Annotated in this window: 21 protein-coding genes and 3 pseudogenes; 20 read left to right on the forward strand and 4 right to left on the reverse strand. The window is 66.1% G+C overall.

Features of this window, described 5'->3' with window-relative positions; all coding sequences use genetic code 11:
- The 5 genes from MVA01S_RS30740 to MVA01S_RS01790 all read left to right on the forward strand — a co-directional run.
- A partial coding sequence (locus MVA01S_RS30740) for an aldehyde dehydrogenase family protein (RefSeq protein ID WP_159426297.1) occupies positions 1 to 144 on the forward strand: 144 nt, incomplete at its 5' end.
- Positions 145 to 158: 14 nt separating this feature from the next.
- Entirely contained in the window at positions 159 to 611 is a 453-nt protein-coding gene (locus MVA01S_RS01775) for a nuclear transport factor 2 family protein (RefSeq protein ID WP_003933710.1), read from the forward strand.
- Positions 611 to 1,504, forward strand: coding sequence for a TIGR03619 family F420-dependent LLM class oxidoreductase (locus MVA01S_RS01780; RefSeq protein WP_003933709.1), 894 nt, complete (start codon positions 611 to 613; stop codon positions 1,502 to 1,504). The genes MVA01S_RS01775 and MVA01S_RS01780 overlap by 1 nt, the downstream gene beginning before the upstream one ends.
- On the forward strand, positions 1,501 to 2,334 hold the full coding sequence (locus tag MVA01S_RS01785; RefSeq protein ID WP_003933708.1) for an enoyl-CoA hydratase/isomerase family protein: 834 nt from the start codon (positions 1,501 to 1,503) through the stop codon (positions 2,332 to 2,334). The genes MVA01S_RS01780 and MVA01S_RS01785 overlap by 4 nt, the downstream gene beginning before the upstream one ends.
- A 44-nt stretch (positions 2,335 to 2,378) precedes the next feature.
- The gene (locus MVA01S_RS01790; protein ID WP_003933707.1) at positions 2,379 to 3,155 is read left to right on the forward strand and encodes an SDR family NAD(P)-dependent oxidoreductase; all 777 of its coding nucleotides are present in this window, start codon (positions 2,379 to 2,381) and stop codon (positions 3,153 to 3,155) included.
- A 181-nt stretch (positions 3,156 to 3,336) separates the two neighbouring features.
- Here the strand turns inward: MVA01S_RS01790 and MVA01S_RS01795 are convergent.
- Positions 3,337 to 4,198 (reverse strand): annotated as a pseudogene (locus MVA01S_RS01795) (IS3 family transposase); the annotation flags it as partial.
- A gap of 278 nt (positions 4,199 to 4,476) precedes the next feature.
- On the opposite strand from MVA01S_RS01795, the pseudogene MVA01S_RS30165 reads away from it, so the two are divergent.
- A pseudogene (locus MVA01S_RS30165) lies at positions 4,477 to 5,524 on the forward strand (IS110 family RNA-guided transposase).
- A 20-nt stretch (positions 5,525 to 5,544) separates the two neighbouring features.
- Here the strand turns inward: MVA01S_RS30165 and MVA01S_RS01805 are convergent.
- Positions 5,545 to 5,836: pseudogene (locus MVA01S_RS01805) on the reverse strand (transposase); the annotation flags it as partial.
- A 111-nt stretch (positions 5,837 to 5,947) separates the two neighbouring features.
- Between MVA01S_RS01805 and MVA01S_RS01810 the strand changes: the two are divergent.
- The 11 genes from MVA01S_RS01810 (at position 5,948) to MVA01S_RS01860 (ending at position 19,505) form a co-directional block, all read left to right on the forward strand.
- A complete protein-coding gene (locus tag MVA01S_RS01810) occupies positions 5,948 to 6,250 on the forward strand; it encodes an ANTAR domain-containing protein (RefSeq protein WP_081529194.1) in 303 nt (100 codons plus the stop codon).
- A 110-nt stretch (positions 6,251 to 6,360) separates the two neighbouring features.
- Entirely contained in the window at positions 6,361 to 6,597 is a 237-nt protein-coding gene (locus tag MVA01S_RS01815) for a hypothetical protein (protein ID WP_040543161.1), read from the forward strand.
- 954 nt (positions 6,598 to 7,551) lie between these two features.
- Positions 7,552 to 8,838, forward strand: coding sequence for a cation:proton antiporter (locus tag MVA01S_RS01820; protein WP_003933700.1), 1,287 nt, complete (start codon positions 7,552 to 7,554; stop codon positions 8,836 to 8,838).
- 105 nt (positions 8,839 to 8,943) lie between these two features.
- Entirely contained in the window at positions 8,944 to 10,713 is a 1,770-nt protein-coding gene (locus MVA01S_RS01825; RefSeq protein ID WP_003933699.1) for an NAD(P)/FAD-dependent oxidoreductase, read from the forward strand.
- 121 nt (positions 10,714 to 10,834) lie between these two features.
- The gene (locus MVA01S_RS01830; protein WP_040543175.1) at positions 10,835 to 16,363 is read left to right on the forward strand and encodes a type I polyketide synthase; all 5,529 of its coding nucleotides are present in this window, start codon (positions 10,835 to 10,837) and stop codon (positions 16,361 to 16,363) included.
- Positions 16,360 to 17,214: an ABC transporter ATP-binding protein gene (locus MVA01S_RS01835; protein ID WP_003933697.1), complete on the forward strand. Its 855-nt coding sequence runs from the start codon at positions 16,360 to 16,362 to the stop codon at positions 17,212 to 17,214. Before MVA01S_RS01830 ends, MVA01S_RS01835 begins: the two co-directional genes overlap by 4 nt.
- Positions 17,214 to 18,071, forward strand: a complete 858-nt coding sequence (locus MVA01S_RS01840; protein ID WP_040543159.1) for an ABC transporter permease — start codon at positions 17,214 to 17,216, stop codon at positions 18,069 to 18,071. The genes MVA01S_RS01835 and MVA01S_RS01840 overlap by 1 nt, the downstream gene beginning before the upstream one ends.
- A gap of 159 nt (positions 18,072 to 18,230) precedes the next feature.
- Positions 18,231 to 18,521: a PepSY domain-containing protein gene (locus MVA01S_RS01845; protein WP_003933695.1), complete on the forward strand. Its 291-nt coding sequence runs from the start codon at positions 18,231 to 18,233 to the stop codon at positions 18,519 to 18,521.
- Positions 18,522 to 18,545: 24 nt separating this feature from the next.
- Positions 18,546 to 18,857 (forward strand): hypothetical protein, encoded by a 312-nt coding sequence (locus tag MVA01S_RS01850; RefSeq protein ID WP_144033084.1) that lies wholly within the window; start codon positions 18,546 to 18,548, stop codon positions 18,855 to 18,857.
- A gap of 2 nt (positions 18,858 to 18,859) precedes the next feature.
- Positions 18,860 to 19,264 carry a phage holin family protein gene (locus MVA01S_RS01855; protein ID WP_003933693.1) on the forward strand — a complete coding sequence of 135 codons (405 nt, stop codon included), beginning with the start codon at positions 18,860 to 18,862 and terminating at the stop codon, positions 19,262 to 19,264.
- Positions 19,248 to 19,505 (forward strand): DUF3618 domain-containing protein, encoded by a 258-nt coding sequence (locus MVA01S_RS01860; RefSeq protein WP_003933692.1) that lies wholly within the window; start codon positions 19,248 to 19,250, stop codon positions 19,503 to 19,505. The genes MVA01S_RS01855 and MVA01S_RS01860 overlap by 17 nt, the downstream gene beginning before the upstream one ends.
- 60 nt (positions 19,506 to 19,565) lie before the next feature.
- On the opposite strand, the gene MVA01S_RS01865 is transcribed toward MVA01S_RS01860, so the two are convergent.
- Both MVA01S_RS01865 and MVA01S_RS01870 read right to left on the reverse strand, forming a co-directional pair.
- Positions 19,566 to 20,336 carry an SDR family NAD(P)-dependent oxidoreductase gene (locus MVA01S_RS01865; RefSeq protein ID WP_003933691.1) on the reverse strand — a complete coding sequence of 257 codons (771 nt, stop codon included), beginning with the start codon at positions 20,334 to 20,336 and terminating at the stop codon, positions 19,566 to 19,568.
- 37 nt (positions 20,337 to 20,373) lie between these two features.
- Positions 20,374 to 21,201 (reverse strand): sugar phosphate isomerase/epimerase family protein, encoded by an 828-nt coding sequence (locus MVA01S_RS01870; protein WP_003933690.1) that lies wholly within the window; start codon positions 21,199 to 21,201, stop codon positions 20,374 to 20,376.
- A 197-nt stretch (positions 21,202 to 21,398) separates the two neighbouring features.
- On the opposite strand from MVA01S_RS01870, the gene MVA01S_RS01875 reads away from it, so the two are divergent.
- The 3 genes from MVA01S_RS01875 to MVA01S_RS01885 are packed head-to-tail and all read left to right on the forward strand — an operon-like array spanning position 21,399 to position 24,558.
- Positions 21,399 to 22,742: an MFS transporter gene (locus MVA01S_RS01875; protein ID WP_040543173.1), complete on the forward strand. Its 1,344-nt coding sequence runs from the start codon at positions 21,399 to 21,401 to the stop codon at positions 22,740 to 22,742.
- Positions 22,742 to 23,578 carry a transketolase gene (locus tag MVA01S_RS01880; RefSeq protein ID WP_060941534.1) on the forward strand — a complete coding sequence of 279 codons (837 nt, stop codon included), beginning with the start codon at positions 22,742 to 22,744 and terminating at the stop codon, positions 23,576 to 23,578. The genes MVA01S_RS01875 and MVA01S_RS01880 overlap by 1 nt, the downstream gene beginning before the upstream one ends.
- The gene (locus MVA01S_RS01885; protein ID WP_040543158.1) at positions 23,575 to 24,558 is read left to right on the forward strand and encodes a transketolase family protein; all 984 of its coding nucleotides are present in this window, start codon (positions 23,575 to 23,577) and stop codon (positions 24,556 to 24,558) included. The genes MVA01S_RS01880 and MVA01S_RS01885 overlap by 4 nt, the downstream gene beginning before the upstream one ends.
- Positions 24,559 to 24,580: the final 22 nt, after the last annotated feature.

Here is a 24,580-nt window from a genome sequence, read left to right on the forward strand (position 1 = left end):
TTCAACGGCAAGAGCCACTTCGGCATCAACAGCCCGTTCGGCGGGACCAAGCAGAGCGGGCTGGGCTACCGCAACGGCGAAGAGGGCTACAAGGAGTACCTGGACGCGAAAACGATCGGTATGCCCGATACGGCGGCGTCATGACTCAACCGGCAGTGATGGATGCGCAGCGCCTCAGCGATCAACTCGAAATCAGGGCGCTACTCAACAGGTACGCACGCGCCGTCGACACCAAAGATTGGAACCTGTACCGCTCAGTGTTCACCGACGATGCCGTCCTCGACTACTCCTCGGCGGGAATCCCGGTCGGCTCGCGCGACCAGATCGCCGAGATGTTCAATCAGGCCTTCACCGCAATCCCGTGGACCATGCACTACATCACCAACATCGAAATCGAATTCGACGAGGGGCCGGGTGACACTGCGCGGGCGCGAGCGATGTTCTACAACCCGATGCTGTTGCCGGGCATGGTCGAGCAGAGTTCCTGCGGCGGTTACTACTTGCATGATCTGGTGCGCACGGATGTGGGCTGGCGTAGCCGACATCTGCGCGAGGACAACGTGTGGTTTATCAACCGCCCCGACGTCAATCCGCCAACGTCAGGACGTTGATGCAGATCTGGACCGGCACCGCGTTCATGCAGACCGCCGAAGCCGTACCTATAGCACGCATGCTCGACGAGGCCGGCTTCGACGGGATAGTCGTTTCCGACCACATGATCTACCCGCGGAACCTGTACTCGCCGTATCCGTCCCCCACAGGAAAGCCGATATGGACACCCGAGACAGCCTGGCCCGACTCCTGGGTCCTCATCGGTGCAATGGCCGCGGTGACCACTGCGATCAAGTTCACCAATGCTGTCTACATCGCCCCGGCCCGTCCCCTACTGGAGGTCGCCAAGCAGGTAGCGACCGCGGCGGTCATCTCCGGCGACAGAGTGGCCCTCACCGTCGGAGCCGGATGGATGCGCGAAGAATTCGAGCTGATGGGGCAAGACTTCGCTACCCGTGGCAAACGACTCGACGAGATGATCGTGGCGCTACCCGAACTATGGCGCGGAGGCTGGGTGGCATGGAGCGGAAAGCACTACCAGATACCGGAATTGATGCTGGAGCCACATCCGGCGAAGCCGGTACCGATCATGTGCGGTGGCGAATCCGAAGCGGCGTTGCGTCGCGCAGCGCGGCTGTGCGACGGCTGGGTGGGCAACGCCTACACCTGGGAGGACGCCGAAGACAAGGTCACCACCCTCAACACACTTCGGCGCACCTACGGGCGCAGCGACGAGCCGTTCGAGATCATGCTCACTCTACGCGACGTGCCCTCGGCGGACATGTTCCGACGGGCCGAGGACATCGGAGTGACGGCGGTGATGTGTAGCCCGTGGGCAATGGCCGACGATGTCGCGTCCGGGTCTCACGACGGGTTCAAGTTGACCGCCGACCGCTATCGCGCACCCATCGAACGGTTCGCCGACACCATCCTCGCCAAGATGTCGCGATGACCGAATCGATTGCCAGAAAACAAGACCCGAAGCCTCCGGAGGGGGATTGGCTGGGCACGAAGTTCTTGCGGTTCGAGCGAGGGGGCACCTTCGGCGTGTGCACGCTCGACCGGCCCGAGGCGCGCAATGCGATGACGCCGGCGATGTACTTCGGCATCAAGTACGCGGTCAACCACGTGGCGTCCGATCCGGACCTCGCAGGCCTGATCATCACCGGCACCGCCGAAGTTTTCGCGACCGGTGGCGACATGGGAGGTGGCGGCGAAGACAACTGGTTGACGTTCGGTTCCGCACAGGGCATGGATGCACTCCCGTTCGACACGTTGCGCCAGTCGGCCAAACCCGTCGTGGCCGCGGTCAACGGCCTCTGTCAGGGCGGCGGCATGCAGATTGCCCTGTGCGCCGATATGGCCGTGGTCAGCGGCCGAGCGAAGTTCCGGGTGCCCGAGCTGTACCGCGGGATCGCTGACACCTATTACAGCCACATGCTGGCCAAACTCATCGGACCGGTCCGAACCCGGGACCTGATGTTCACCGGCCGCACCCTGTCGGCCCAGGAGGCGCTGGACTGGGGCCTGATTGCCCGTGTCGTCCCGCACGACGACCTGCCCGACGCGGCGCGGGCGGTGCTGGCCCGGTGCTGTCGGACCGCGCCGCACGCACGCGGGACCATCAAATCGAGCCTGGACAACTACATCGGCCTGTACGACCGCATTGGCATGCAGGCCAGCCTCGGCGCACCTGAGTCGATCGAAGGCTTGGCGGCCTTCAAGGAGCGGCGCTCGCCTAACTGGGTCCACCCAGCCTTGCGGCTCAACGAGCGCCTCTGATGTCGGCCCACCAACTCCCACCGGCAGAAACGGAAGCATCATCAATGCCAGAAGGCCTCGACGACCTGTTCGGCCTCTCCGGAAAGATCGCGATCGTCACCGGTGCGGCCGCCGGCATCGGCCTAGGGATTGCCCGAGTGCTCGCCTCAGCCGGCGCAACGGTAGTTCTTGCCGCCCGTGACCACAGCGAAGCCGGGCGCCAAGCTGCCGCCATCACCGCCGCAGGACACCGCGCCGTCGCGGTCGCTGTGGACCTCGCCGACGAGACGTCGATCGTTGAAGCGTGCGCGCATATCAACCGAACCTTCGGCCCGCCGTGGTTATTGGTGAACAACGCAGCGCTGCAGGACCGTGAACCTCTCTTGGAGGCATCCGCCTCAGAATGGGATCGCATCCATGCCGTCAACGCGCGCGGCGCTTTCCTGATGACACGCGAAACGGCGCGGGTGATGGTGGCGGCCGGATTGGGCGGCAGGATCGTGAACATTGCCTCAAACGCGCTGCGTGGGGGCCTGATCAAAGGCCTCACTTCCTACGCATCGTCCAAGGGAGCGCTGGTCGCGCTGAGCCTCGCATCCGCGTTCGAACTGGCCGAGCACGCAATCACGGTCAACACGATCCTTCCCGGTGCGGTCATCACCCCAGGCGCAATCAACGCCAAAGGCCCGGCCAGCGACGGCCCTGCGACGCGCAAGACACCCTTCGGCTTCCAATCCCCAGACGAAATTGGCGCTGCCGTATTGTTTTTCGCGTCACCTGCGGCGCGTCCCATCACGAACCAGGTGCTCGCAGTAGACGGCGGATTCTCCATCAGCCAGTGAAGAGAATCGCCGGAGTGCCAGCTGTGATCCGACTAGTCGGTACTCATCGCGCCGAGCCGGGCCGGAGGGGACAAGGTGGGCGGTGCCTGATAAGTCGGGTTTTCGTAGCGCGGGTTCGCGGCAGCGCTATCTGGCTGTGTAGGGACTGCCCCGGGTTCAGTTGACTCGCGGGGTGTGAATTTCAGGCCGCGGTTGCGACCGGTGTGTGGAGCAGTTCGAACTCTACCGGGGTGAGCCTGCCAAGGGCGCGTTGGCGCCGGCGTCGGTGGTAGGTCCGCTCGATCCACGACACGATTGCCAGGCGTAGTTCGGCTCGGGTGGACCTGCGCCTGCGGTCGAGTACGTTGCGTTGCAGAAGGGCGAAGAACGACCCCATGGCGGCATTGTCTCCGCATGCACCGACGCGGCCCATCGATCCGTGTAACTCGTTGCGCGACAGTGCGTGGACGAACTTTCGGGATCGAAATTGACTACCCCTGTCGGAGTGAACGATAGCCGCGACCGGTGAGCGCAGCGCCACGGCGTGATCCAGGGCAGCCACGGCCAATGGACTTCATTCGGGAGTCGATGGAGTAGCCCACGATCCTGTTGGAGTAGACGGCTTTGATGGCGCAGAGGTAGAGCTTGCCTTCGTCGGTGCGGTGCTCGGTGATGTCGGCCAGCCAGACTTGGTCGGCAGCCTGGGCGCTGAACTGACGTTGCACGAGGTCGTCATGCACCGGTGGGCCGGATCGACGGTTCAGTCCCCGCTTTTTGGCGAAGATCGACCAGATCCGCTCCCGGGAGCACAGCCGTGCGACACGGTTCTCGCCGGCGGTGATGCCGCGACCGGGAAGTTCATCAGCGATGAACCGGTAGCCGAAGGCGGGGTCATCGGCGTGGATGTCGCGGGCGGCGTTGATGAGGTGGGCATCGTCCCAATCACGCTGTGACAGGGGTGCTTTGCGCCATTTGTAGAACGCCTGGGTGGAGAATCCCAGGACCCGGCAAGTCACCGTGACGGGAATCCCGTCGTCGGCAAGGTCGAGGACCTGCGGGTACATCTGTAATAGTGGCGGCTGGCCCGAGGCCGGCTGGCAGTGTTGACGCTTGGCTCGGCTCGTGTGACTCCGGGTATATCCGACCCGCGAAGTGCGGTGTCTTCAAAATGACCTGTCCGCGAGAGGAGCCGGCGTCGACACTGTCCGCACAGATGGCTTAATCAGAAGCTTGTCCGCCGCCACCAGTGGTGGTGTGACTCATTACAGATGTGTCTCTGCGCGAACAACATTCATCGGCGCCATCCAGAAAGGTAATACCCAACAGAGTTGGAGAACTCTCAATGGCAATCATCGCGGACACCTACGACCACATTGTCGGAGTGGACACCCACGCGCGAACACACACCTATTGCGTGTTGCGCGCCAAGACGGGAGCAGTGATCGACACGGCGACCTTCCCTGCGTCAGCGGCAGGAATCAACCGGGCGTTGACTTGGGTCACGCGCCGCACTTCTGGCACCGTCTTCGCCGCCGTCGAAGGCACCTCCTCCTACGGCGCGACCCTTGCCGCGGCGCTGGCAGCCCGAGGCATACCCATCGGCGACGTGCGCCCACAACCGCGATCCGCACATGCCAACGCCGGGAAATCCGATCCCCTCGACGCCGAGGCCGCCGGCCGCTGGGTGCTGGGCAAGGAATGCTCGCGAGTGCCCCAACCACGCGACGCCGGCGACCGCGCGGCCCTGCGTGTGCTCTTGAGTGCACGCTCACTCATTGACCACCAACGCACCGCCAACCGCAACGAAGCTGACCGCGCTGCGCCGTACGGTCGACTTCGGCATCGATGCCCGCTCACCCTTAACTGACAAGCAGATCGTGGTCATAGCAGCATGGCGAAACATGAAATGCGCCAACGCAGTCCATCTCACCGCCCGCGCCGAAGCGAAACGGCTGGCAATCGCCGTCGTCGAGCAGCCCCGCCAACTCTGAGACAATCACACCCAGCTCGCCGAGCTCGCTGAGCGTCTGGCTCCCGGCCTCCAAAAGGCGCCAGGGGTTGGACCGGTCACCGCCGCAATTCTGATCTGCGTCTACTCCCACCACGGACGGGTCCGCTTAGAAGCCGCATTCGCCGCCCTCGGTGGCATCGCACCCCTGCCCGCATCATCAGGGAACATCACACGACACCGCCTCAATCGATCCGGCGACCGACAACTCAACCGCGCCATCGACATCATCGTCCGAACCCGCATGAGCTTCGACCCAGCGAGGCGGGACTACCTACGCCGAGGACTGGCCACCGGCAAAACGAACCGAGAGATCCGGCGCAACCTCAAGCGCTACGTCTGCCGCTCAATGTTCCGGCAACTCCAGGCCACCATGGCTTGACATCACCCATAGAAGCGTCATTTTGGGTTGGCGTCCCGCGAGAGATAGCCGACCGCACGCCGCATCACCTCAGCTTCCTGCTCGAGGAGTTTGATCCGCTTGTGTGCTTCGCGCAGCTGAGCGGCCATGTCGTCGGCGGCCGGTGAGGCGGGTTGGCCGCGACCATCCTCACGGTCAGCGATCTTGAGCCAGCGATGCAGGCATGCGTCCGAGATGCCGAAGTCTTTGCGCGATCTGGCGCAACGGCGCCTCGCCCTTGCGGGCCACAGCGATGACATCGGCTCGGAACTCGGCAGGAAACGGTGTCGGCACGAGATTGATCCTTCCAGCAAGGACGAATCCTCACAGGTCAGGAGTCAACCAAACTGGGGGCAGTCCCTTGATCCGGGTCGCGCCGGTCGACTGACGAGCGGCCACTGACACATGAGGGCGCCCGCGGTGCGGGCGCCCTCATGTCCAGACCGCCGGTCAGCTGCGCACGAATGTGTCGACCTGCGACACCTTCGCCGACGGGAAAAGGTGTCCCAGCCAGGGATTGTTGCGCTGATCTCTCGATCCGACATCGACATGGCCAAAGGCGCGCCCATGGCGTTGCACGGCTGCGATCCGGATGAGGCATTCGGCAGGCTCGTGAGTGAATCCCAGAGGCGCAACATGAAAGTGCGCGACGTGGTCCGGGAAATGCTGGACCGCTTGCAGCAGCGCTCCAAGTGCACCGGCACGTAGTCTCGTTGGAGGACATCTGCACGGGCTCAGGGATCACACTGGTCGGTATTCCATGTCTGTCCGCCTTCTAGGTGAGAGATCATCCGTCGAATTTGATCGGAGCCATAGCTGTGACCGCGCCTTGCTTCACTGTCGAGACCGATGCGTTTGTTGTTCGGCTGGCCAATGACCTGCGCCATGTATGCGTGGCCGGCTCAACGCTTGAGATCGACACGGACGGCGACATGACTGCCACCGATCCGGACGGTCTGGCATGGGAAGTAGCGCGCGAAGGCTGGCTCGACATCGCTTTCGTTGGTGACCGAGCGATCACCAATCGAAGGCGCGCCCAGCGCCGTATCCGGTGAGCGCCATCCGCCCAACAACACTTTTTGCTGCCGTAGGCGGTTGTGCCCCGGCGACACGTTGATGCCGCCCGCAGCACGGAGTAGAAAATTGCTCTTCCCCCAGCCGAGTGCCCCGCACCCGCTCTCGTAAGGCGGCGATGATCTTCTGCGCGGCGACTCGCAAGGGGGGTGTTGCCGTTCTTCGATAGTCCTTGAGCATCACGAAGGCAGTGTCGGAGTCAATCCTGCAGTGATTGATGAGGATCTCCTTGGTCTGCCCGATAACGTCTCTGTTGGAAGCGCAGTGCGGAACTGGTCGTCGCTCGCAGGTCATCAGCGCGACCGTCGCCATGGTTGCCAACAGGGCGCCCGTAGCCTCCGCTCGCGGGTCGACCGGCGCGGCTTACGCCCGAAGAGGTTCAGTGCTCCTGTTCCGTCGCGGCGAGGGATGAGCTGATAGGACAACACGCCATGCACTCCGGCTGCCACCGCAGCCGCAGCGAAGCGGGCCATCGAGGTTCTTGGCGTCTGTCGGTGCAGCGAATCATCCCTCCACGCATCGCCGCTTCCAGGCAGGTACCTGCTGCCGTGTGGATTCCGGGCGTCACCGCCGTCCCGCTGACGCCCGTCATCGCGGCGGTATCGGCAGTTGGTTCTGGTGGCCGCAGCGGCCGGCATCGTCACCGTCTATCAGGACCTCGCCCCCGATGACACGACGCTGGCCCGGTTGCTGTTCGCGGTGCCGTTGAGCACGCTCCTGGGGCCGACGTCCACCCCGCAACCGAGGGCACCGACCCCCCGACACATCCGGCCGCGACGACGCGGTCGGACACGGCGGTCACCAGCTGATTGAACCCGCCGACTCGGGGCAATACGTGCGCGACGGCGCCGTGTCGAACGGACTCGCCGGACGCCACAGGAAACAAGGGGGGATCCTGAACCAATCCGCCCGCAGCACGGTCACGAAGAACTGACATGCCGGCAGACACCGCCATCCAGTTCTTCCTCGCGCTGGTCGTCATCCTTGCGGCCTGCCGTGTGGTCGGGCTGCTGGCGCAGCGACTGGGGCAACCGCAGGTCGTCGGCGAGATGGTCGCCGGCGTCGTCCTGGGACCGTCCCTGCTCGGGCGGATCGCGCCCGGCGTTCAGGACTACCTGTTCCCTCCGGGGGTGTCGAATGTCGTGCTGTACACCACGGCGCAGATCGGCCTCGTGCTCTACATGTTCCTCGTCGGGCTGAGCTTCGACGTCGACCTCATCAAGCACCGGGCAGGGACCGCGGCCGCGGTATCGGCGGCCGGCATCTTCACGCCGCTCGTTCTCGGCGGGTTCGTCGCGCTACCGCTGCTGGGTGCCGGCGGCTACTTCGAGGACGGCGTCACACCGCTGATGGCGATGTTGTTCCTCGGCGCGTCGATCGCGATCACGGCGTTTCCGATGCTCGCCCGGATCATCTTCGAGACGGGCCTGTCCGGCACGACGTTGGGCACCCTCGCGCTGGCGTGCGGCGCGACCGACGATGCGATCTCGTGGTGCATTCTGGCCACGGTGCTGGCCATCCACCAGGGCAGCGCCGCCATCGCCCTCGTGGCGATCGTCGGCGGCGTGCTCTACACGCTGCTGGTGCTGACCGCCGGACGGAAAGCGCTCGGCGTGCTCGGCGCGATGGCGGAACGCCGCAACACCGTCACACCCTCGATGCTCAGCGTTGTCCTCATTCTGCTCATGGCGTGTGCGTGGTTCACCGATCTCATCGGCATCTACGCGATATTCGGTGCATTCATCCTCGGCGTGGCCATGCCTTCCGGCGTCTTCGCCCAACGCGTCACGGCCAGCCTGGAGCCGCTGACGACCACCTTGCTGTTGCCGCTGTTCTTCGTGTACTCGGGGGTGAACACAGAGATCGGCTTGGTGAACACCCCCACGCTGTGGGCGGTGACCCTGGGGATACTCGTGGTCGCGATCGCCGGGAAGGGCATCGCCTGCACACTGGCCGCGCGCCTTCGCAAGGTGCCTCTCCGCGAGGCGGTCGCCCTGGGTTCGTTGATGAATGCCCGCGGATTGATCGAACTCATCCTGCTGAACATCGGTCTCGAGGCCGGGATCATCACCCCGACGCTCTTCACCATCCTGGTGCTGGTGGCCATCATCACCACTCTGATGGCCACACCGGTATTCGAATTCGCCCACGGCCGGCACCGGCCGAAGCCCACAACCGCTGAGGAGGTGCGACGTGAAAACAGCCATCTCGCAGGGCGCTGACAACTTTCTGACGGCCGGGTCGCCGACGGCGTCGGCCCGATTTCGCTCTATAGCGTCGCCGGTACCGGGGTACCTCCCGGATCCCGCGGCCGAGGGAGGTAACGCGTGAACGTCCGGACACAGTTGTCGCAGCTGGACCCCGAAGCCCGGGAGGCTCTTGCCCGACGGATCCGAAGCCGGCTCGCGAACGACGATGCGCCGGTCGCGGATCACGACGTGGTCATCATCGGCGGCGGCGCCGCGGCGCTGACGCTCGCGCTGGAGGTGCGCACCGCCCGCCCCGCGACGCGAATCCTGGTCGTCGAACCGAACGCGCACCCGGTCCCCGAAGTCACCCACACGGTCGGTGAGTCGACCGTCGAGGTCTCCGCGCACTACCTGCGCGAGCGGCTCGGCCTGGGCGACCACCTGAGCAGCGCCCAGATCCGCAAGATGGGCCTGCGGATGTTCTTCACGAACGACGGGAACACCGATATCGCCCGGCGGATGGAGCTGGGGAGTTCCCGCTTCGTCCCGCAGGTGACCTACCAGATCGACCGGGGCAGGCTCGAGAACGAACTGTACCGGCGCTGCCTATCCGCAGGCGTGGAAATCGCCTGTGGCCGCGTCCGGTCCGTCGAATTCGGCGCAGATCGTCAAGCGCACACGGTGACCGTGCAGAGCGATGACGCGACCACACGGACGACCACGCGCTGGGTGGTCGACGCCTCGGGCCGCAACCGCGTGCTACCCCGGCAGCTGAATCTGCGGCGGGCCACCGAGCATCACTGCAACGCCGTCTGGTTGCGCGTGGCGACCGAACTCGACGTCGGTCAGTGGAGCGACGACGCGGATTGGCGCACCCGCCTGGTCGAGGGCGATCGCGCGTTGTCGACGAACCACCTGATGGGCCAGGGCTACTGGGTGTGGCTGATCCGGCTCGCCTCGGGGGCGACCAGCGTCGGCATCGTCGCCGATCCCGCCAGCCACGCGTTCGACGACTACAACACGTTGGACAAGGCGAAAGCGTGGCTGCGCGAGCACGAACCACAGTGTGCCGAGGAATTGGCGAAGCACGACGACCTGATCAGAGATTTCCGGGTCATGAAGCACTACAGCCACGCCGCGACGAAGGTGTTCGACAGCCGGGCGCGCTGGTGCCTCACCGGTGACGCGGGGGTGTTCCTGGACCCGCTGTATTCGTCGGGTCTGGACCTGGTCGCGATCGGCAACGGACTCATCACCGACATGGTGGTCCGCGACCTCGACGGCGAAGACGTCGTCGCGAGGGGCGCGATCAGCGACTCCCTCTTCCGCTCGCTGGCCGACATGTGGCTGGCGGTGTATCAGGACCAGTACACCGTGATGGGCACGCCGAAGGTCATGGCGGCCAAGATCATCTGGGACGTCGCCTTCTACTGGGGCTTCATCGGCCTGTTGTACCGCAACGGCCGGTTCGTCAGCGTCGCCGACGATCCCGCGGTCGTGCCCCACCTCAACGGCCTCATCGAACTCAGCAATCGCGTTCAGCGTTTCCTGCGGGAGTGGGCGGCGGTGGAGGACGCCGACTCGCCCGTGCCGTTCGTCGACCTGTACTCGCCGCTGAACTTCATGGTGACCCTGCACACGGCCATGATGGGCACCGCTCCCGACTTCGCCGAGCAGTTCGACGCCAACGCCCTGTTGCTCCGTCAGGTCGCCGGTCAGCTGGTCGACACCGTCGTGACGGACAAGTCCGCGATGTTCGACGACGACGACGTCGTGGCGCAGGTGCAGGCGTGGCAGCGGGACCCGCTGCTGCGAGAACTCCGGGCCGTGTACCGCCGCGAGCAGGCGGTCACGCCGATCAGCCGGGACTGGATCCTGACCGCCGTCCCTGAGCTCCGGCCGGGCTGAACGGCCCGGCACCCATCCCCGGCCGTAGCGGCTACGAAGTACCAGTGGCCGCGCACAACGCCGACGAAGGGATCGCGATGACCGCGTGTTTCACGACAGACCGCGACGGGCAAGCATGAGGATGCCTTCGGAACGACCCAGGCACCCGGCGTTGGCGATCGTCGGGATCGGGTGTCGCCTTCCCGGCGGCGTCAACTCCGCCGACGGCTTCTGGCACCTGCTGTGCAGTTCGACCGACGCCACCTCCGTCGTTCCCGAGACACGGTGGAACGCCGACAGATTCCACGACCCGAACCCGGCGAAGGTCGGCAAGATGGTCACCCGCCGAGGGGGGTTCCTCGCCGACATCGATCAGTTCGATCCCCAGTTCTTCGGCATCTCCCCGCGCGAGGCACACTCGATCGACCCACAGCAGCGGCTGATGTTGCAGGCCACCTGGGAGGCACTGGAGGACGGTGGCATTCCCGCGGACGGCTTGGCCGGCGAGGACGTCGGGGTGTTCATCGGCGGCTTCACCCTCGACTACCAGCTGCTGCAGAACCAGGGCCGCGCCAGCCGCTATCAGTTCAAGACCCATTCGGCCGCCGGGATGATGATGACGATGTTGGCGAACCGGATCTCGTTCGCCTTCGATTTCCGCGGACCCAGCATGACCGTCGACACGGCGTGCTCGAGCTCCCTGGTCGCGGTGCACCTGGCCGCCCAGAGTATCTGGAACGGCGAAAGCGCTCTCGCCCTCGCCGGCGGCGTGAACATCATGATCGGGCCGAACACGGCCATCGCCGAGTCGAAGAGCGGATTCCTCAGTCCTGACGGCCGCTCCAAGGCCTTCGACGAGTCCGCCGACGGCTACGCGCGCGGCGAAGGCGGCGCGGTCGTCGTCATCAAACCGCTCGAACAGGCAGTACGCGACGGCGACCGGGTCTACGCGCAGATCCTCGGAACAGCGGTGTCACAGGACGGCCGCACCGACGGCATCACCGTGCCCCGGGCGGAGGCGCAGGCTGCGGCGATCACCTCCGCGCTGCGAGGCGCCGGCGTCCACGCAGGCGACGTCGGGTACGTCGAAGCGCACGGCACCGGAACGCCGGTCGGCGACCCCGTCGAGATGCGCGCACTCGCCGCCGCCCTGACATCGGACCGGACGCCCGCCGAACCACTGGTGATCGGATCGGTCAAGACCAACATCGGCCACCTCGAGGCGGGCGCGGGGGTGGCCGGGCTGATCAAGACGGCGTTGGTGCTCCAGCGGGGCTACATCCCCGCCCACCTGCACCTCGAAAACCCGACCAGCCAAGTGAGTTTCGACGACCTCAAGATCGAGGTACCCCGAACCGGCCGCCCGTTCCCGAGCACCGACCGGCGCATCGCCGGGGTGAACTCGTTCGGCTTCGGCGGTACCAACGCCCACGTGGTGCTCGCCGAGCCGCCAATCGAGGTCGACGCCCCTGATCCGATTGCGGCCCAGTCCATGCCGCTGACTCTCCTGCCGATCTCAGCGCGCAGCGAGGAAGCGCTGGTGGCGACCGTCCGCCAGTTGGCCGAGCACCTGGAAGCGCATCCGGACGTCACGCTGCCCGATCTGGCGTACACGCTCTCGCGGCGCCGCGCCCACCTGAGCCACCGCCACACCCTGATCGTGGGCAGTATCGCCGAAGCGCGCGAACAACTTCAGGCGATCGCCGAGGTGGGGCAGATCTCATCGGTCCGCACCTCCGCGACCGCGCCGAAGTTGGCGTTCGTCTGCACGGGAATGGGCCCGCAGTGGTGGAAGATGTGTCGCGGGATGCTCGACGTCCTTCCCGCGTTCACCGAAAGCATCGCCCGCACCGACCGCGAGTTGTCCCGGTACGCGGACTGGTCCCTGCTCGACGAACTCCGCCGCGACGAGACCGATTCGCGCATGGGCGAAACCGAGGTGGCACAGCCCGCGAACTTCGCCATCCAGATCGCGCTGGCCGCGCAACTGGCCGAATTCGGAATCGAACCCGACGCCGTGATCGGGCACAGCGCCGGGGAAGTGGCCGCCCACCATCTCGCCGGCCTGCTCACCTTCGAGCAAGCGGTCGAGGTGATCTACCACCGCAGTCGACTGCAGCAGCGCACCAGCGGACAGGGACGCATGCTCGCCGTCGGCCTCGGCGCCGATTCGCTGCTGCGGGCCCTCGACGAGAAGACCCGCGCGGAGTTCGGGCGGCGACTGTCCGTCGCGGCGGTCAACAGCACATCGGCGGTGACCATCGCCGGCGACGGTGACGTGCTGGACGACGTCGCCGGCCGGTTGGACGAGGCGGAGATCTTCAACCGGTATCTGTCCGGGAAAGTGCCGTACCACACCCACTACATGGAGGCGATCAAAGACGACCTCCACACCGCGCTGGACGGGCTCACCTCCAAACCCGCTGCGATCCCGCTGTATTCGACGGTGACCGGTGAACAGCTGGACGAGTATGCCGCGGGCGCCGCCTACTGGTGGCAGAACACCCGCGCCACCGTGTTGTTCGAACCGGCGCTGCGTCGCATGCTCGACGACGGATACACCCACTTCGTCGAACTCGGTCCGCACCCCGTACTGGCTGCGTCGATCTTCGAGATCGCCGGGACCGAGAAGGCCGTCGTGCTGGCGACCCAGCGACGCCACGACGAGGATGTGCGGACGTTCCTGAACTGTGTCGGCGCGCTGCACACCAACGGCCACGACATCGCCTGGGACGCTGTGCATCCTCGCGGGGAATTGCTCAAGCTGCCCGCGTACCCGTGGCAGACCAAGCGCTTCTGGAACGAGACCCGGGAAGCCACGGAGGCGCTGCACTACAAGCCGGTGCACCCACTCCTCGGGCAGCCGGTCAGCGGCGTGCATCCGACCTGGGAAGTCGAGTTGAGCACCGGCCTGCTGCCGTTCCTGGCCGATCACCGGGTCCAGGGCAGCGTCGTCGTCCCCGGGGCGGTGTACGTCGAGATGGCACTGGCGGTCGCACAACAGACCTATGGCGTCGACCTCGGCGTCGACCATCTCGTTCTGCACCGCGCCCTCATCCTCGACGAGACATGCGATCCCATTCTCCGGACCACCCTCGACGAGAGCACGGGCACGCTCGAGTTCGCCGCCTTCACCGCGACAGCGGGCGGCGAACTGAAGTGGACGATCACGGCGACCGCCGAACTCAACACGCGCCCGAAAGCCCCTGCAAACCGGCATCGTTCACCGGCCGCGCCGGACGGCGCACCGATCAGCGGCGAGGACTTCTACGCCATCACCCGCGCCATCGGGTTCGACTACGGTGACGCGTTCCGGTCCATCACCGCAGTGACCGCCGGGGAGGGCTGGGTGTCGGCCGCGTTGGCTGTCCCGGCGCCGGTCGGCGATGATCTCGACGCGTACCGGTTCCATCCGGCGCTTGTCGACGGCGCGTTCCAAACCCTTTTCGGCGCACCGATACTCGGCCGCAATGCCGATGAGAGCCCCTACCTGCCCACGCGTATCCGGCACAGCGCGGTCTACGGCGCACCCGAAGTCGATATGACCGTGCACCTGCGCGTCGTGTCGGCCACCGCAGAGGAGATCGAGAGCGACATCACGATCACCGACCGTCATGGGAAGCAGCTGGCCCTTTTCGAGGGCTTCACGGTGCGATCGCTGGGTGCCTCGGCGCGCATGGCGCCGGAACGAATCGACAAGGGACTCTACGAACTTCAGTGGGAGCCGAAGCTCGAATCGGATCGGGAGCCGCAGGAGGCCGGCCCGTCGTCGTGGCTCGTCTTCGCCGACGACCGGGGCGTCGGTGCCGGCATCGCTGAGCGACTGCGGCGCGCCGGCCACCGTGTGTGGACGGTGACGCACCGGGACGTCGACGCGCTCAGCGAGGCCGACGGCGGATACGTCATCAACGCCCGGCGCCCCGAGCAAGTGAGCCGGCTGATCGACGACCACCTCGCGAGACAGGGCGACCTTGCAGGCGTCGTGGACTGCTGGCCGATGGACCTCGCCGCTGCCGACCCGGACCACCAGGTGGGTGTACTCACGATTCTGCGCCTGGCCAAGTCCCTCGCCCACCACGACACCGTCACACCGCGGCTTTTCCTGATCACCGACAACGCACAACCGGCACTCGGCACCGAGTCGCTGGCGCCTGATCAGGCGACCGTCTGGGGTCTCGGCCGGGTGATCGGCCACCAGGAGTTCGTAGACCGCTGGGGCGGGCTGATCGACATCGACAGCGCGGACGGCGTCCCCGAGACCGCGGCGCGCATCTGCGCGCACATCCTCGGCGACGGGTCCGAGGACCAGATCGCGATCCGCGGCCAACAGACGCTCGTCCCGCGGTTGCGCCCCAGCACGAGCCTCACCCGGGCCTTTCCCACCAAGCTCGTCGCCGACGCGACCTACGTCGTCACCGGCGGAACGGGCGCACTCGGCAAGACGGTGGCGACGTATCTCGCCGAGCGCGGGGCACGTCACATCACGCTGTTGAACCGAAGCCAGATCCCACGCAGGGAGCAGTGGCCGGCAATGACCGACGGCGACCCGCACTTCACGACCGTCCAGACGATCCGAGCGATCGAACGCCTCGGGGCCCGAGTCCGTACCGCCAGTGTCGACATCACCGACGTCGAGCAGGTCACTGCCTGGCTGAACGACCACGCCCGACACGGTGGCCGACCGGTGCGCGGGCTCATCCACGCGGCGGGATCGGTCCACGACCAACTCCTCGTCAACGTCAGCGAAGACGACTTCACCAAAGTGCTCGCCCCCAAGATCACCGGCACCCGCGTGTTGCACGACGCCTTCGCCGACCACGATCTGGACTTCTTCGTGATGTTCGGTTCTGCGGGGTCGGTGATCGCGTCGCCCGGGCAGGGCAACTACGCCGCCGCCAACGCCTTCCTCGACGCCTTCGCGCACCACCGCCGGGCGCAGGGGTTGCCGGCTCTGACCATCGGGTGGGGACCGTGGTCGGTGGGCATGGTCGAGGACCTGCACCTGGAGGACGTGTACGCGATGCGCGGAATCGACCTGATCACGCCTTCGGCGGGAGCCGCGATCCTCGACCGGCTGATCAACCAGCAGACCCCCAACGTCGTCGCGATCAGCGCAGACTGGGGCCGGGCCCGCCAACTCCTCGGCGGACGGCTGCCGGCCATGTTCGCCGCGCTCGACTCGCCCGAGGCGTCCGCGCTGAGCACGGAGCCGGGCCGCTCGATCGTCGAGGTACTGGCAGCGACACCCGTATCCGGGCGCCTCGAGGTGGTCGCCGACCACGTCCAGCACCTTGTGGCCGCCGTATTCGATTGCGCGGTGACCGATATCGACCCCGACGCCGTGCTCGACGACATCGGCTTGGACTCGATGATGGCCATGGACTTCCGGGTCAGGATCAACACGACGTTCTCGATCGATCTGCCGGTCCTCGAGATCCTCAAGGGAGTCAGCGTCAATGCGCTGGCCGTTCGGATACTCGCCGAACTCGAAGCCATCCACGGCGAGGTCCCCTCCGCCACGGGAGCCACCGCCGAGGCGTCGGAACCTGCCGAGGAGACCGGCGACGTCGACCAACTGCTCAACGAGTTGTCAGAGGCCGACCTGCGGCGACTCTTGGCCGAACTCGAGGGCGGTGCCGTCGAAAGCGAGGCAGGAGAGCCGCATTCGTGAACGCCTCACCGAGCGCCTCGACCGCTGTGCACGTTCGGGGCCTGTCCAAGGCCTACGGGCAACGGCCGGCCGTGCGAGAGCTGGATCTCGACGTCGGATACGGCGAGATCTTCGCCATCCTCGGTCCGAATGGTGCGGGCAAAACGACGACCATCGAGATCATGGAGGGCAACCGAACCCGCGACTCGGGTTTCGTCCGGGTGCTGGGCGAAGATCCCGGCACCGCGGGCCGGAACTGGCGGGCCAGGATCGGCATCGTGCTGCAGGAAGTCAGTGACGCCGGGATGCTGACAGTGTCCGAGACCGTCCGGATGTTCACGAGTTGTTATGCCGCAGCCCGGATCCCAGCCGAAGTGCTGGAACTGGTGGGTCTGGACGCCGTCGCCGGAACCCGGGTGAGGAACCTCTCCGGCGGCCAGCGTCGACGCCTCGACGTCGCTCTCGGCATCATCGGCATGCCGGAACTGTTGTTCCTGGACGAGCCGACGACGGGTTTCGACCCGGAGGCCAGGCGCCAGTTCTGGGACCTCATCAAACTCTTGGCGGCCGACGGCACCACCGTTCTGCTGACCACCCATTATCTCGAAGAGGCGGCGGCGCTGGCAGATCGCGTCGCGGTCATCGCGGGCGGCAGGGTGGTGGCCGTGGACTCACCGTCGAAGTTGACCGAGCACGTGAGTTCGGCGGCGACGGTCCGATGGGTGGAAGGCGACGAGGTGCACGTCGAGCAGACGGATCACCCCACCGCGTTGGTCAGGCGGCGTAGCGCGGACGGCGCCGAATTGGCTCAACTGACGATCAGTCGACCCACCCTGGAAGACGCCTACCTACAGTTGATCGGCGCGGCGTGATGGCCATCGAACACACCGAACGGGCCACCGTGGTACGCCGCCGCGTCCCGGATCAGGGGCCGCGGCTCCCATCGGCGGTGCGCATCGGATTCTCCCGGGTGATCCCCGAATTGAAGATGTTCTATCGCCGGCCGGAACAGGTGGCGCTGACGTTCTCGATGCCCGCGTTGATCTGCCTGCTGCTGGGGTCGATCTTCTCGGCGAAGCTGCCCAACAGCGAGACCAGCACCGGCGCGGTGATCGCAGCGAGCATGCTCGCCTACGGCATCTTGTCGGCGTCTTTCATCAACCTCGGCATCAGTATCGCCGCCGACCGCGACACCGGCGCGCTGCGGCGGCTTCACGGGACGCCCACGACCGCGTCGTCGTACTTCATCGGCAAGATCATGCTGGTGGCCGTCGTCAGCTTCGCCGAGGCCGTACTTCTCCTGATGGTCGGCGTCTTCTTCTTCGGCCTGCGCCTACCGACAGACGTCTTCGGATGGTTCACCCTCGTGTGGGTGGCGATGCTGGGCATCGTCAGCTGCTCCCTGCTGGGCATCTTCATCAGTAACCTTGCCAGCAACGCGGTTTCGGCGGCGGTCCTCACCAACGGTCCGTCTGTTGCCTTGCAGTTCGTTTCGGGGACCTACGTTCCACTCATGGTCTTGCCGACGTGGATGTTGGTCATCGGCTCCGTCTTCCCGGTCAAGTGGATGGCTCAGGGGTTCCGGTCGGTGCTGCTGCCGGCGGAGATGGTCGTTTTCGAGCCGGCCGGCAGCTGGGAGCTATGGCGGATCTTCCTGGTGCTGGCGGCGTGGAGCATCGGTGGCCTGATCGGCTGCCTCGCCGTCTTCCGGTGGTCGGAAAAGAACTGAGCATCGCCTCGGCGGTGCTCGATGTCGGTAACCCGCGGACGGTGGCGTCTGCCGGCGTTTGCGAACTCCCGGCCACGGGAACCCGAGCGGCACGGAGCAGACACAGGGCCGGCAACGTGGTTGTTGTGGGACTGCGCTCTGGCAGGAAGAGGTATCCCGATGAACCGTCTCTTCATCACCGTGTCGGCCGGTGCGGCGGGGGCGATCTCCGCAGCGATGGTCCTCGCCGGCGCGGCGTTCGCTCAGCCCAACGACAACGACCAGCTCTCGGAGAACGCCGCGGAGGCCGTGGCACAGCTGCAGGCCCAGGGCTACCAGGTCCAGGTGTTCGGCAACGACGACATTCCCCTGGGGTTCTGCAAGGTCTCCCAGGTCGCCAGGGCCGGTGAGCAACAGCCCAGCGGCGCGACCGTCTACGTCGACTGCAGCTATGACCAGGCCGAACAGTAAGGCCGGCAAGACAGGAGTGAACCCATGCATGTGAAGTCATCTGTGCACATGAAGGCGGTGGCCTACCCGGCGTTGGCGGCGACGTCGGCACTGGCTGCTGCGGTGCTGTGCGCCGGCGCCGCGTTCGCCCAGCCCGACGAGGACGAAGAGGCCCCGCAGCCGCAGAGTGCCACCGACACGATCGCCCAGCTGCAGTCCGAGGGCCACAGTGTGATCGTGCGCGGCAACGACCAGGGAACCCTCGAGGGGTGCGACGTCGCCAGCGTGACGAAGGCCGGGGACGCGTCGAACACGATGATCGTCGAGGTCAACTGCACCCCGGACTACCAGGGCTGATCATGACCGAACCCAGGACGCAGGCGTCGACGGGTGAGTTGATCACCGAGCTGTCGCAGCAGACCTCCCGTCTGGTGCGGGACGAGTTGCGGCTGGCCCAGAAGGAGTTGCAGGAGTCGGCCAAACATGCCGGCATCGGCGCAGGTCTGGCCGGTGCGGCGGGTGTGCTCGCACTGCTCGGCCTGGCGACGCTGATCGCGGCGGCAGTCGCCGCCCTGTCGCTGGTACTTCCGGTGTGGCTGTCGGCGGTGATCGTGGCCGTGGTGCTGTTCGTTGCCGCCGGGATCGCCGCGCTGGTCGGCAAGAAACAGGCCGAGCAGGTCCCGGTGCCCGCGGCGGAGACTGTGGACAGCGTCAAGACCGACATCGATGAGATCAAGGGGGCTCGCCATGGCAGCAGGACCTGACCAGCGACCCGAGCCCGGGCCGGACGCCGGCATCGACGAATTACAGGCCGACATCGAGAAGACCCGCGCGGAACTCGGCGAGACCGTCGGGGCCCTCTCGAACAAACTCGACGTCAAGGGGCGGGCTCAGCAGACCGTGACCGAGGCCAAGGAGTCGGTGAAAGCCCGTCCGGCGGTGCCGGTCGGGGTGCTGCTGTCCGTGGTCGCGGTCGGTCTGCTGATCTGGCTGCGGCGCCGCTGACCGTCAGCCCTCGCGGTCCGGCTCGGTGAGCACCGGCCGGATGTCCTCGCCGAAGGTCCATTAGTGAATGTGACTGCCGCCGTTGATATCAACAGTGGTCCCGGTGAGATAACTGGCGTCCTGGCTCGACAGGAACGTGATGACGGCGGCGACCTCCTCGGTGGTGGCGACGCGACCGATCGGAATGCCCGCGGCCAGAGCCGCTTCGGACTCGTCGGTCGCGCCGACACGGATGTTGGTGTCGACCGCGCCGGGTGTGACGGCGTTGACCGTGACACCGGTGTCGGCGATCTCGCGGGCAAGGGCTTTGGTGAATCCGAGGATGGCGGCCTTGGCCGACGAGTAGGGGACCTTGCCGAAGACGCCGCCGCCACGTTGGGCGGACACCGACGACATGTTCACGATGCGGCCGAAGCCGTGCTCGATCATGTCGGGCAGGAAGGCTTTGGTGACGAGGTAGGTGCCGGTGGCGTTGACGGCCATCACCTTGTTCCAGAGCTCCAGGGTGGTTTCGAGGAACGGCACGGGCGAGGTGATGCCCGCGATGTTCGCCAGCGCACCCACCGGGGGCAGATTGCCGGTGGCAACCTCGGCGGCGACTGCGTCGTGGGCCGCGGTGACGGATTCCTCGGAGGTGACGTCGACGGAGTGGCCGAACGCCGGGACGGCGAACTGGTTGCCGATGTCGGCGGCGACCTTCGCCGACTTCTCACCGTCGAGGTCGAGGATGACGACGGCCCACCCTTCACGCGCATAGCGCTGTGCGACGGTCATGCCGATGCCGCGATCGGAGGTGGCGCCGGTGATGACGGCGGTGCGGGTGGTGCTCATGGTTCTCCTTGGATAGGTCGGTGGGCGGTGAGGTGCGCTAGATCAGCGCGGAAATCAGTTGGGCTGCCGCAGCGGTCGCCGACGGCCGTTGATGGTTGGTGACGTCGCGGGTCTCGAGTTCGAGTGAGAAGTGGCCGGCGAAGCCGGCGTCGGCGAGTGCCTTCAGCCCGATCCTGAAGTCGACGGTGCCGCGGCCCACGGACAGGTTGATGTTGCCCGGCACCGCGTCGCGAATGTGGACGTGCTCGATGCGCGGACCGAAGCGGTCGACGAACTCGACCGGGTCACCGCCCGAGGCGACCACGTGGCTGAAGTCCATGACCACCCCGACCTGTTCGGCCAGGCGGTCGGTGAGCAGTTGGGCACGTTCGAGGTTCCAGCACAGCCGGTGCAGGTGTAGCGATTCCGTCCACAGACTCACGTCGCGGGACGCCGCGACGTCGGCCGCCCAGGCGAGTTCACCGGCGACCCGCGCGATGTCGGTCTCGAGGCCTTCCACCGGGGTGCGGTCGAGAGCGCCACACGGCAGCACGATCGCACGCGCGTCGGTGGCGACGGCGAGCGCGACCAGCATGTCGAGGTGGCCCTGCCGAGCGGCCCGGGCATCCTCGGTAAGCGGAACATTGAGATCGCCGATGTCGCCGTTGATCGAGCGCACCTGAAGACCGGACGCGATGACCGTGCGCGCCACGTCCTCGACTGCGGCCATGTCGAGGACGTAGGGGACGTGATCGCACACCCCGGGCAGAGCTCCCAGGTCGATCTCGGAAAACCCCAGGCCGGAGATGGTGGCCAGCGCTTCAGCCAGCGGCTGGTGCCGGAAGCTGATCGTGGAGCAGCCCAGTCGGCTGTCGTAGTTCGGCATCTGCTCATCTCCTGTGCGGTATGTGATGGCAACCACACTAACCAGTCAACTGTTAACAGTCAACGGGCGACTGCTGATTTGTGTTGACTGTTGACATTGGTTGCGGGCTCGGGTCACACTGAGTGACATAGCCCACTGTTGACCGTCAACAGTGACGGGGATTGCCCAGCTAGATCGGCATTGAAAGGATGGCCATCATGAGCGATGACGCTCTGGCGATGCGGGGTCCGGTGCACGGCACCAAGGACGCCAAACGCGTAGCAGTCGGCTCCGGTGTCGGGGCCGTCATCGAGACGTACGACTTCATCGGTTTCGGCACTGCCGCCGCGCTGTATTTCGGCACCGCCTTCTTCCCGAACTCCAGCCCTGTCGCCGGCACCCTGCTGTCGTTCGCGACGCTCGGCGTCGGGTTCGTCGCCCGCCCACTCGGCGGCATCATCGGCGGGCACCTCGGGGACAAGGTCGGGCGCAAGCCGGTCCTGGTGGCGTCGCTGATCCTCATGGGTCTGGCCACCTTCGCGATCGGCCTGTTGCCGACCTACGAGACGGTCGGTGTCCTCGCGCCGATCCTGCTGGTGTCGGTCCGCATCATCCAGGGCCTGGCGTTCGGCGCCGAATGGGGCGGCGCAATCCTGATGAGCTACGAGCACGCCCCGTGGAAGAAGAAGGGCCGCTACACCGGCATCGTCCAAGCGGGCTTCCCCGTCGGCCTGCTGATAGCCAATCTGGTGTTCTTCGTCAGCATCCACCTCGGCGGTGACTGGGCATGGCGCGTGCCGTTCCTCGCGAGCATCGTCCTCGTCATCGTCGGCCTGATCATCCGCGCGAAGGTCCCGGAGTCGCCCGTCTTCGACGAGGTCAAGGAACAGGGCAACATCGTCAAGTCGCCGATCGTCGAGGTGGTCAAGAACGACTGGCGAAACATCCTGCGCGGCATCGGCCTTCGCATCGCCGAGACCGCCGGATATGCCGTGTCCATCACCTACATGCTGTCCTACCTCAAGGGTGCCGACTTGGCGACCAGGTCCGAGACCATCGGTGCGTTGTGCATTGCCGCCGCCATCGGCATCTTCGCCACCTTCGGCTGGGCGAAACTCACCGACAGGATCGGGCGTCGCCCGCTGTACCTCTGGGTGTGCGCGCTGGGCATCCCGTTCGGCGTGCTGATGTTCGTCATGGTGAACACGGGGCTGTTCATCGTGATCCTTGCGACGTTCGTCATCGCCTACTGCGTGTTCCAGAACGCGCTCGCCGCCTGCCAGGGCGGGTGGTTCCCCGAACTGTTCAACGCGAACACCCGGTCCTCGGGCGCCTCGCTGGCCTACCAGATCTCGGCCATCGCTTCAGGATTCACCCCCTTCATCACCACCCTGTTGTTCGAGGCCTACGGGTGGTGGGGGCCGGCCCTGCTGTTCAGCGGATACATGGCCATCGGTCTGGTCGCCGCGATCCTCACCCGCGAAACCTGGGGTGCGCGCGAGCGCCGGCTGGCCGACAAGGCTGCCGCCGAGACCGCCGATCCGCGGGTGGTGTCCGTCTGATGCGTACGGACAAAGTGCGCGAAGCCGCCTATCGCATGCGCCATCACGCCTTGAACATGGGCGAGGCGCAGGGTCAGGGATACATCGGTCAGGCTCTGGGTGCCGCCGACATGCTGGCCGCCGTCTACGCCGACCAACTGCGCTACCGTGCCGACGACCCGCACTGGGCCGAACGCGATCGGTTCCTGCTGTCGACGGGCCATTACGCCATCGCTCTGTATGCCGCGCTGGCCGAAGCAGGCATCGTCGACGTGGCCGAACTCGACTCCTACGGCTCCGACGGATCACGATTGCCGATGTCGGTAATGGCAAGTTACACACCGGGAATGGAAATCTCCGGCGGATCGCTGGGCCATGGCCTGACCGTTGCGGTGGGGATGGCACTCGGACTGCGCCACCAGGGGTCGGACTCACGGGTCATCAACTTCCTGTCCGACGGCGAACTCGACGAGGGGTCGACGTGGGAGGCAGCGATGGGTGCTTCGCACCATCAGCTGGGGAATCTGATCGCGATGGTCGACATCAACGCGCTGCAGGCCGACGGTCCGACCGTCGGCGTGCTGCGCACCGAACCGGTCGCCGACAAGTGGACGGCATGTGGATGGCATGTCCAGCGCGTCGACGGCAACGACGTCGACGCACTGCTCGCCGCGTTCGACAACGTGCACTCGCAACCCGTCGGTGTCCCGTCGGTGATCCTGTGCGACACGCGGGTCGGTCGCGGCGTGCCCATGCTGGAGAACCGGGAAAAGGCGCACTTCATGCGCATCGACGCCGACGAATGGCAGATCTGTCGCGATCAGCTCACCGCCGGCCACGAAGGAGCACTCGTATGACATCCGTTGCCCCTCTGAAGACATCGGCGATGATCGCGTCTTTCGCCGACCCCGGGCAGAAGACCGCGCCCACACCCTTCGGGCACGCGTTGGTCAAGGCCGCCCAGGCCGACGACCGCATCGTCGGGCTGACCGCGGACCTGGGCAAGTACACCGACATGCACATCTTCGCGCGGGAGTTCCCCGACCGCTTCTTCCAGATGGGCATGGCCGAGCAGCTGCTGTTCGGCGCCGCGGCGGGCATGGCCGAAACCGGCCTGGTGCCTTTCGCCTCCACGTATTCGGTGTTCGCCGCACGACGGGCGTACGACTTCATCTGCCTCGACATCGCGGAGCCGAACCTCAACGTGAACGTCGTCGGTGGTCTTCCCGGGTTGACGACCGGCTATGGGCCTTCGCATCAAGCTACCGAGGACGTCGCCATCTTCCGCGGCATGCCGAATCTGACGATCGTCGACCCGTGTGATTCGGTGGACATCGAACAGGCGGTGCCCCAGCTGGCCGAGCACCCCGGACCGACCTATCTGCGGTTGCTGCGGGGCAACGTGCCGACCGTGCTCGACGAATACGACTACACCTTCGAACTCGGCAAGGCCAAGGTGCTGCGCGGAGGCAACGACGTGGTGCTGATTTCGTCGGGTCTGATGACCATGCGGGCGTTACAGGCCGCGGAGAAGCTGAGCGCGCACAACGTCGACGTCGCCGTCGTCCACACGCCCACCATCAAGCCATTCGACGCCGAAACCGTCCTGGCGCAGGTGGATACGGACCGTCTCGTGGTGACGCTGGAGAACCACACGGTGGTCGGCGGGCTGTTCGAGACCGTGGCCTCGGCGGCGGTGCGGCGCGGGCTCGCCAAGCAGATCACCCCGATCGGGCTGCCCGACGAATTCCTCGCCGCGGGCGCGCTACCCACGCTGCACGAACGCTATGGCCTGTCCACGCCGCGAATCGTCGCGACCGTGCTGGACCGACTGTAAGGTTGGCTGTTGACAAGCAAGT

The organism is Mycolicibacterium vaccae NBRC 14118 = CIP 105934 (assembly GCF_001552715.1).
GTDB classification, from domain to species: Bacteria; Actinomycetota; Actinomycetes; order Mycobacteriales; family Mycobacteriaceae; genus Mycobacterium; species Mycobacterium vaccae.

Bases quoted from the DNA above. Each gene is read 5' to 3' on its own strand.
- MVA01S_RS01880 (WP_060941534.1), top strand. From the start codon at position 22,742: ATGCGTACGGACAAAGTGCGCGAAGCCGCCTATCGCATGCGCCATCAC.
- MVA01S_RS01860 (WP_003933692.1), top strand. From the start codon at position 19,248: ATGGCAGCAGGACCTGACCAGCGACCCGAGCCCGGGCCGGACGCCGGC.
- MVA01S_RS01820 (WP_003933700.1), top strand. From the start codon at position 7,552: ATGCCGGCAGACACCGCCATCCAGTTCTTCCTCGCGCTGGTCGTCATC.
- MVA01S_RS01810 (WP_081529194.1), top strand. From the start codon at position 5,948: ATGAGGGCGCCCGCGGTGCGGGCGCCCTCATGTCCAGACCGCCGGTCA.
- MVA01S_RS01775 (WP_003933710.1), top strand. From the start codon at position 159: ATGGATGCGCAGCGCCTCAGCGATCAACTCGAAATCAGGGCGCTACTC.
- MVA01S_RS01875 (WP_040543173.1), top strand. From the start codon at position 21,399: ATGAGCGATGACGCTCTGGCGATGCGGGGTCCGGTGCACGGCACCAAG.
- MVA01S_RS01845 (WP_003933695.1), top strand. From the start codon at position 18,231: ATGAACCGTCTCTTCATCACCGTGTCGGCCGGTGCGGCGGGGGCGATC.
- MVA01S_RS01855 (WP_003933693.1), top strand. From the start codon at position 18,860: ATGACCGAACCCAGGACGCAGGCGTCGACGGGTGAGTTGATCACCGAG.
- MVA01S_RS01780 (WP_003933709.1), top strand. From the start codon at position 611: ATGCAGATCTGGACCGGCACCGCGTTCATGCAGACCGCCGAAGCCGTA.
- MVA01S_RS01885 (WP_040543158.1), top strand. From the start codon at position 23,575: ATGACATCCGTTGCCCCTCTGAAGACATCGGCGATGATCGCGTCTTTC.
- MVA01S_RS01865 (WP_003933691.1), bottom strand. From the start codon at position 20,336: ATGAGCACCACCCGCACCGCCGTCATCACCGGCGCCACCTCCGATCGC.
- MVA01S_RS01790 (WP_003933707.1), top strand. From the start codon at position 2,379: ATGCCAGAAGGCCTCGACGACCTGTTCGGCCTCTCCGGAAAGATCGCG.
- MVA01S_RS01830 (WP_040543175.1), top strand. From the start codon at position 10,835: ATGCCTTCGGAACGACCCAGGCACCCGGCGTTGGCGATCGTCGGGATC.
- MVA01S_RS01850 (WP_144033084.1), top strand. From the start codon at position 18,546: ATGCATGTGAAGTCATCTGTGCACATGAAGGCGGTGGCCTACCCGGCG.
- MVA01S_RS01840 (WP_040543159.1), top strand. From the start codon at position 17,214: ATGGCCATCGAACACACCGAACGGGCCACCGTGGTACGCCGCCGCGTC.
- MVA01S_RS01785 (WP_003933708.1), top strand. From the start codon at position 1,501: ATGACCGAATCGATTGCCAGAAAACAAGACCCGAAGCCTCCGGAGGGG.
- MVA01S_RS01870 (WP_003933690.1), bottom strand. From the start codon at position 21,201: ATGCCGAACTACGACAGCCGACTGGGCTGCTCCACGATCAGCTTCCGG.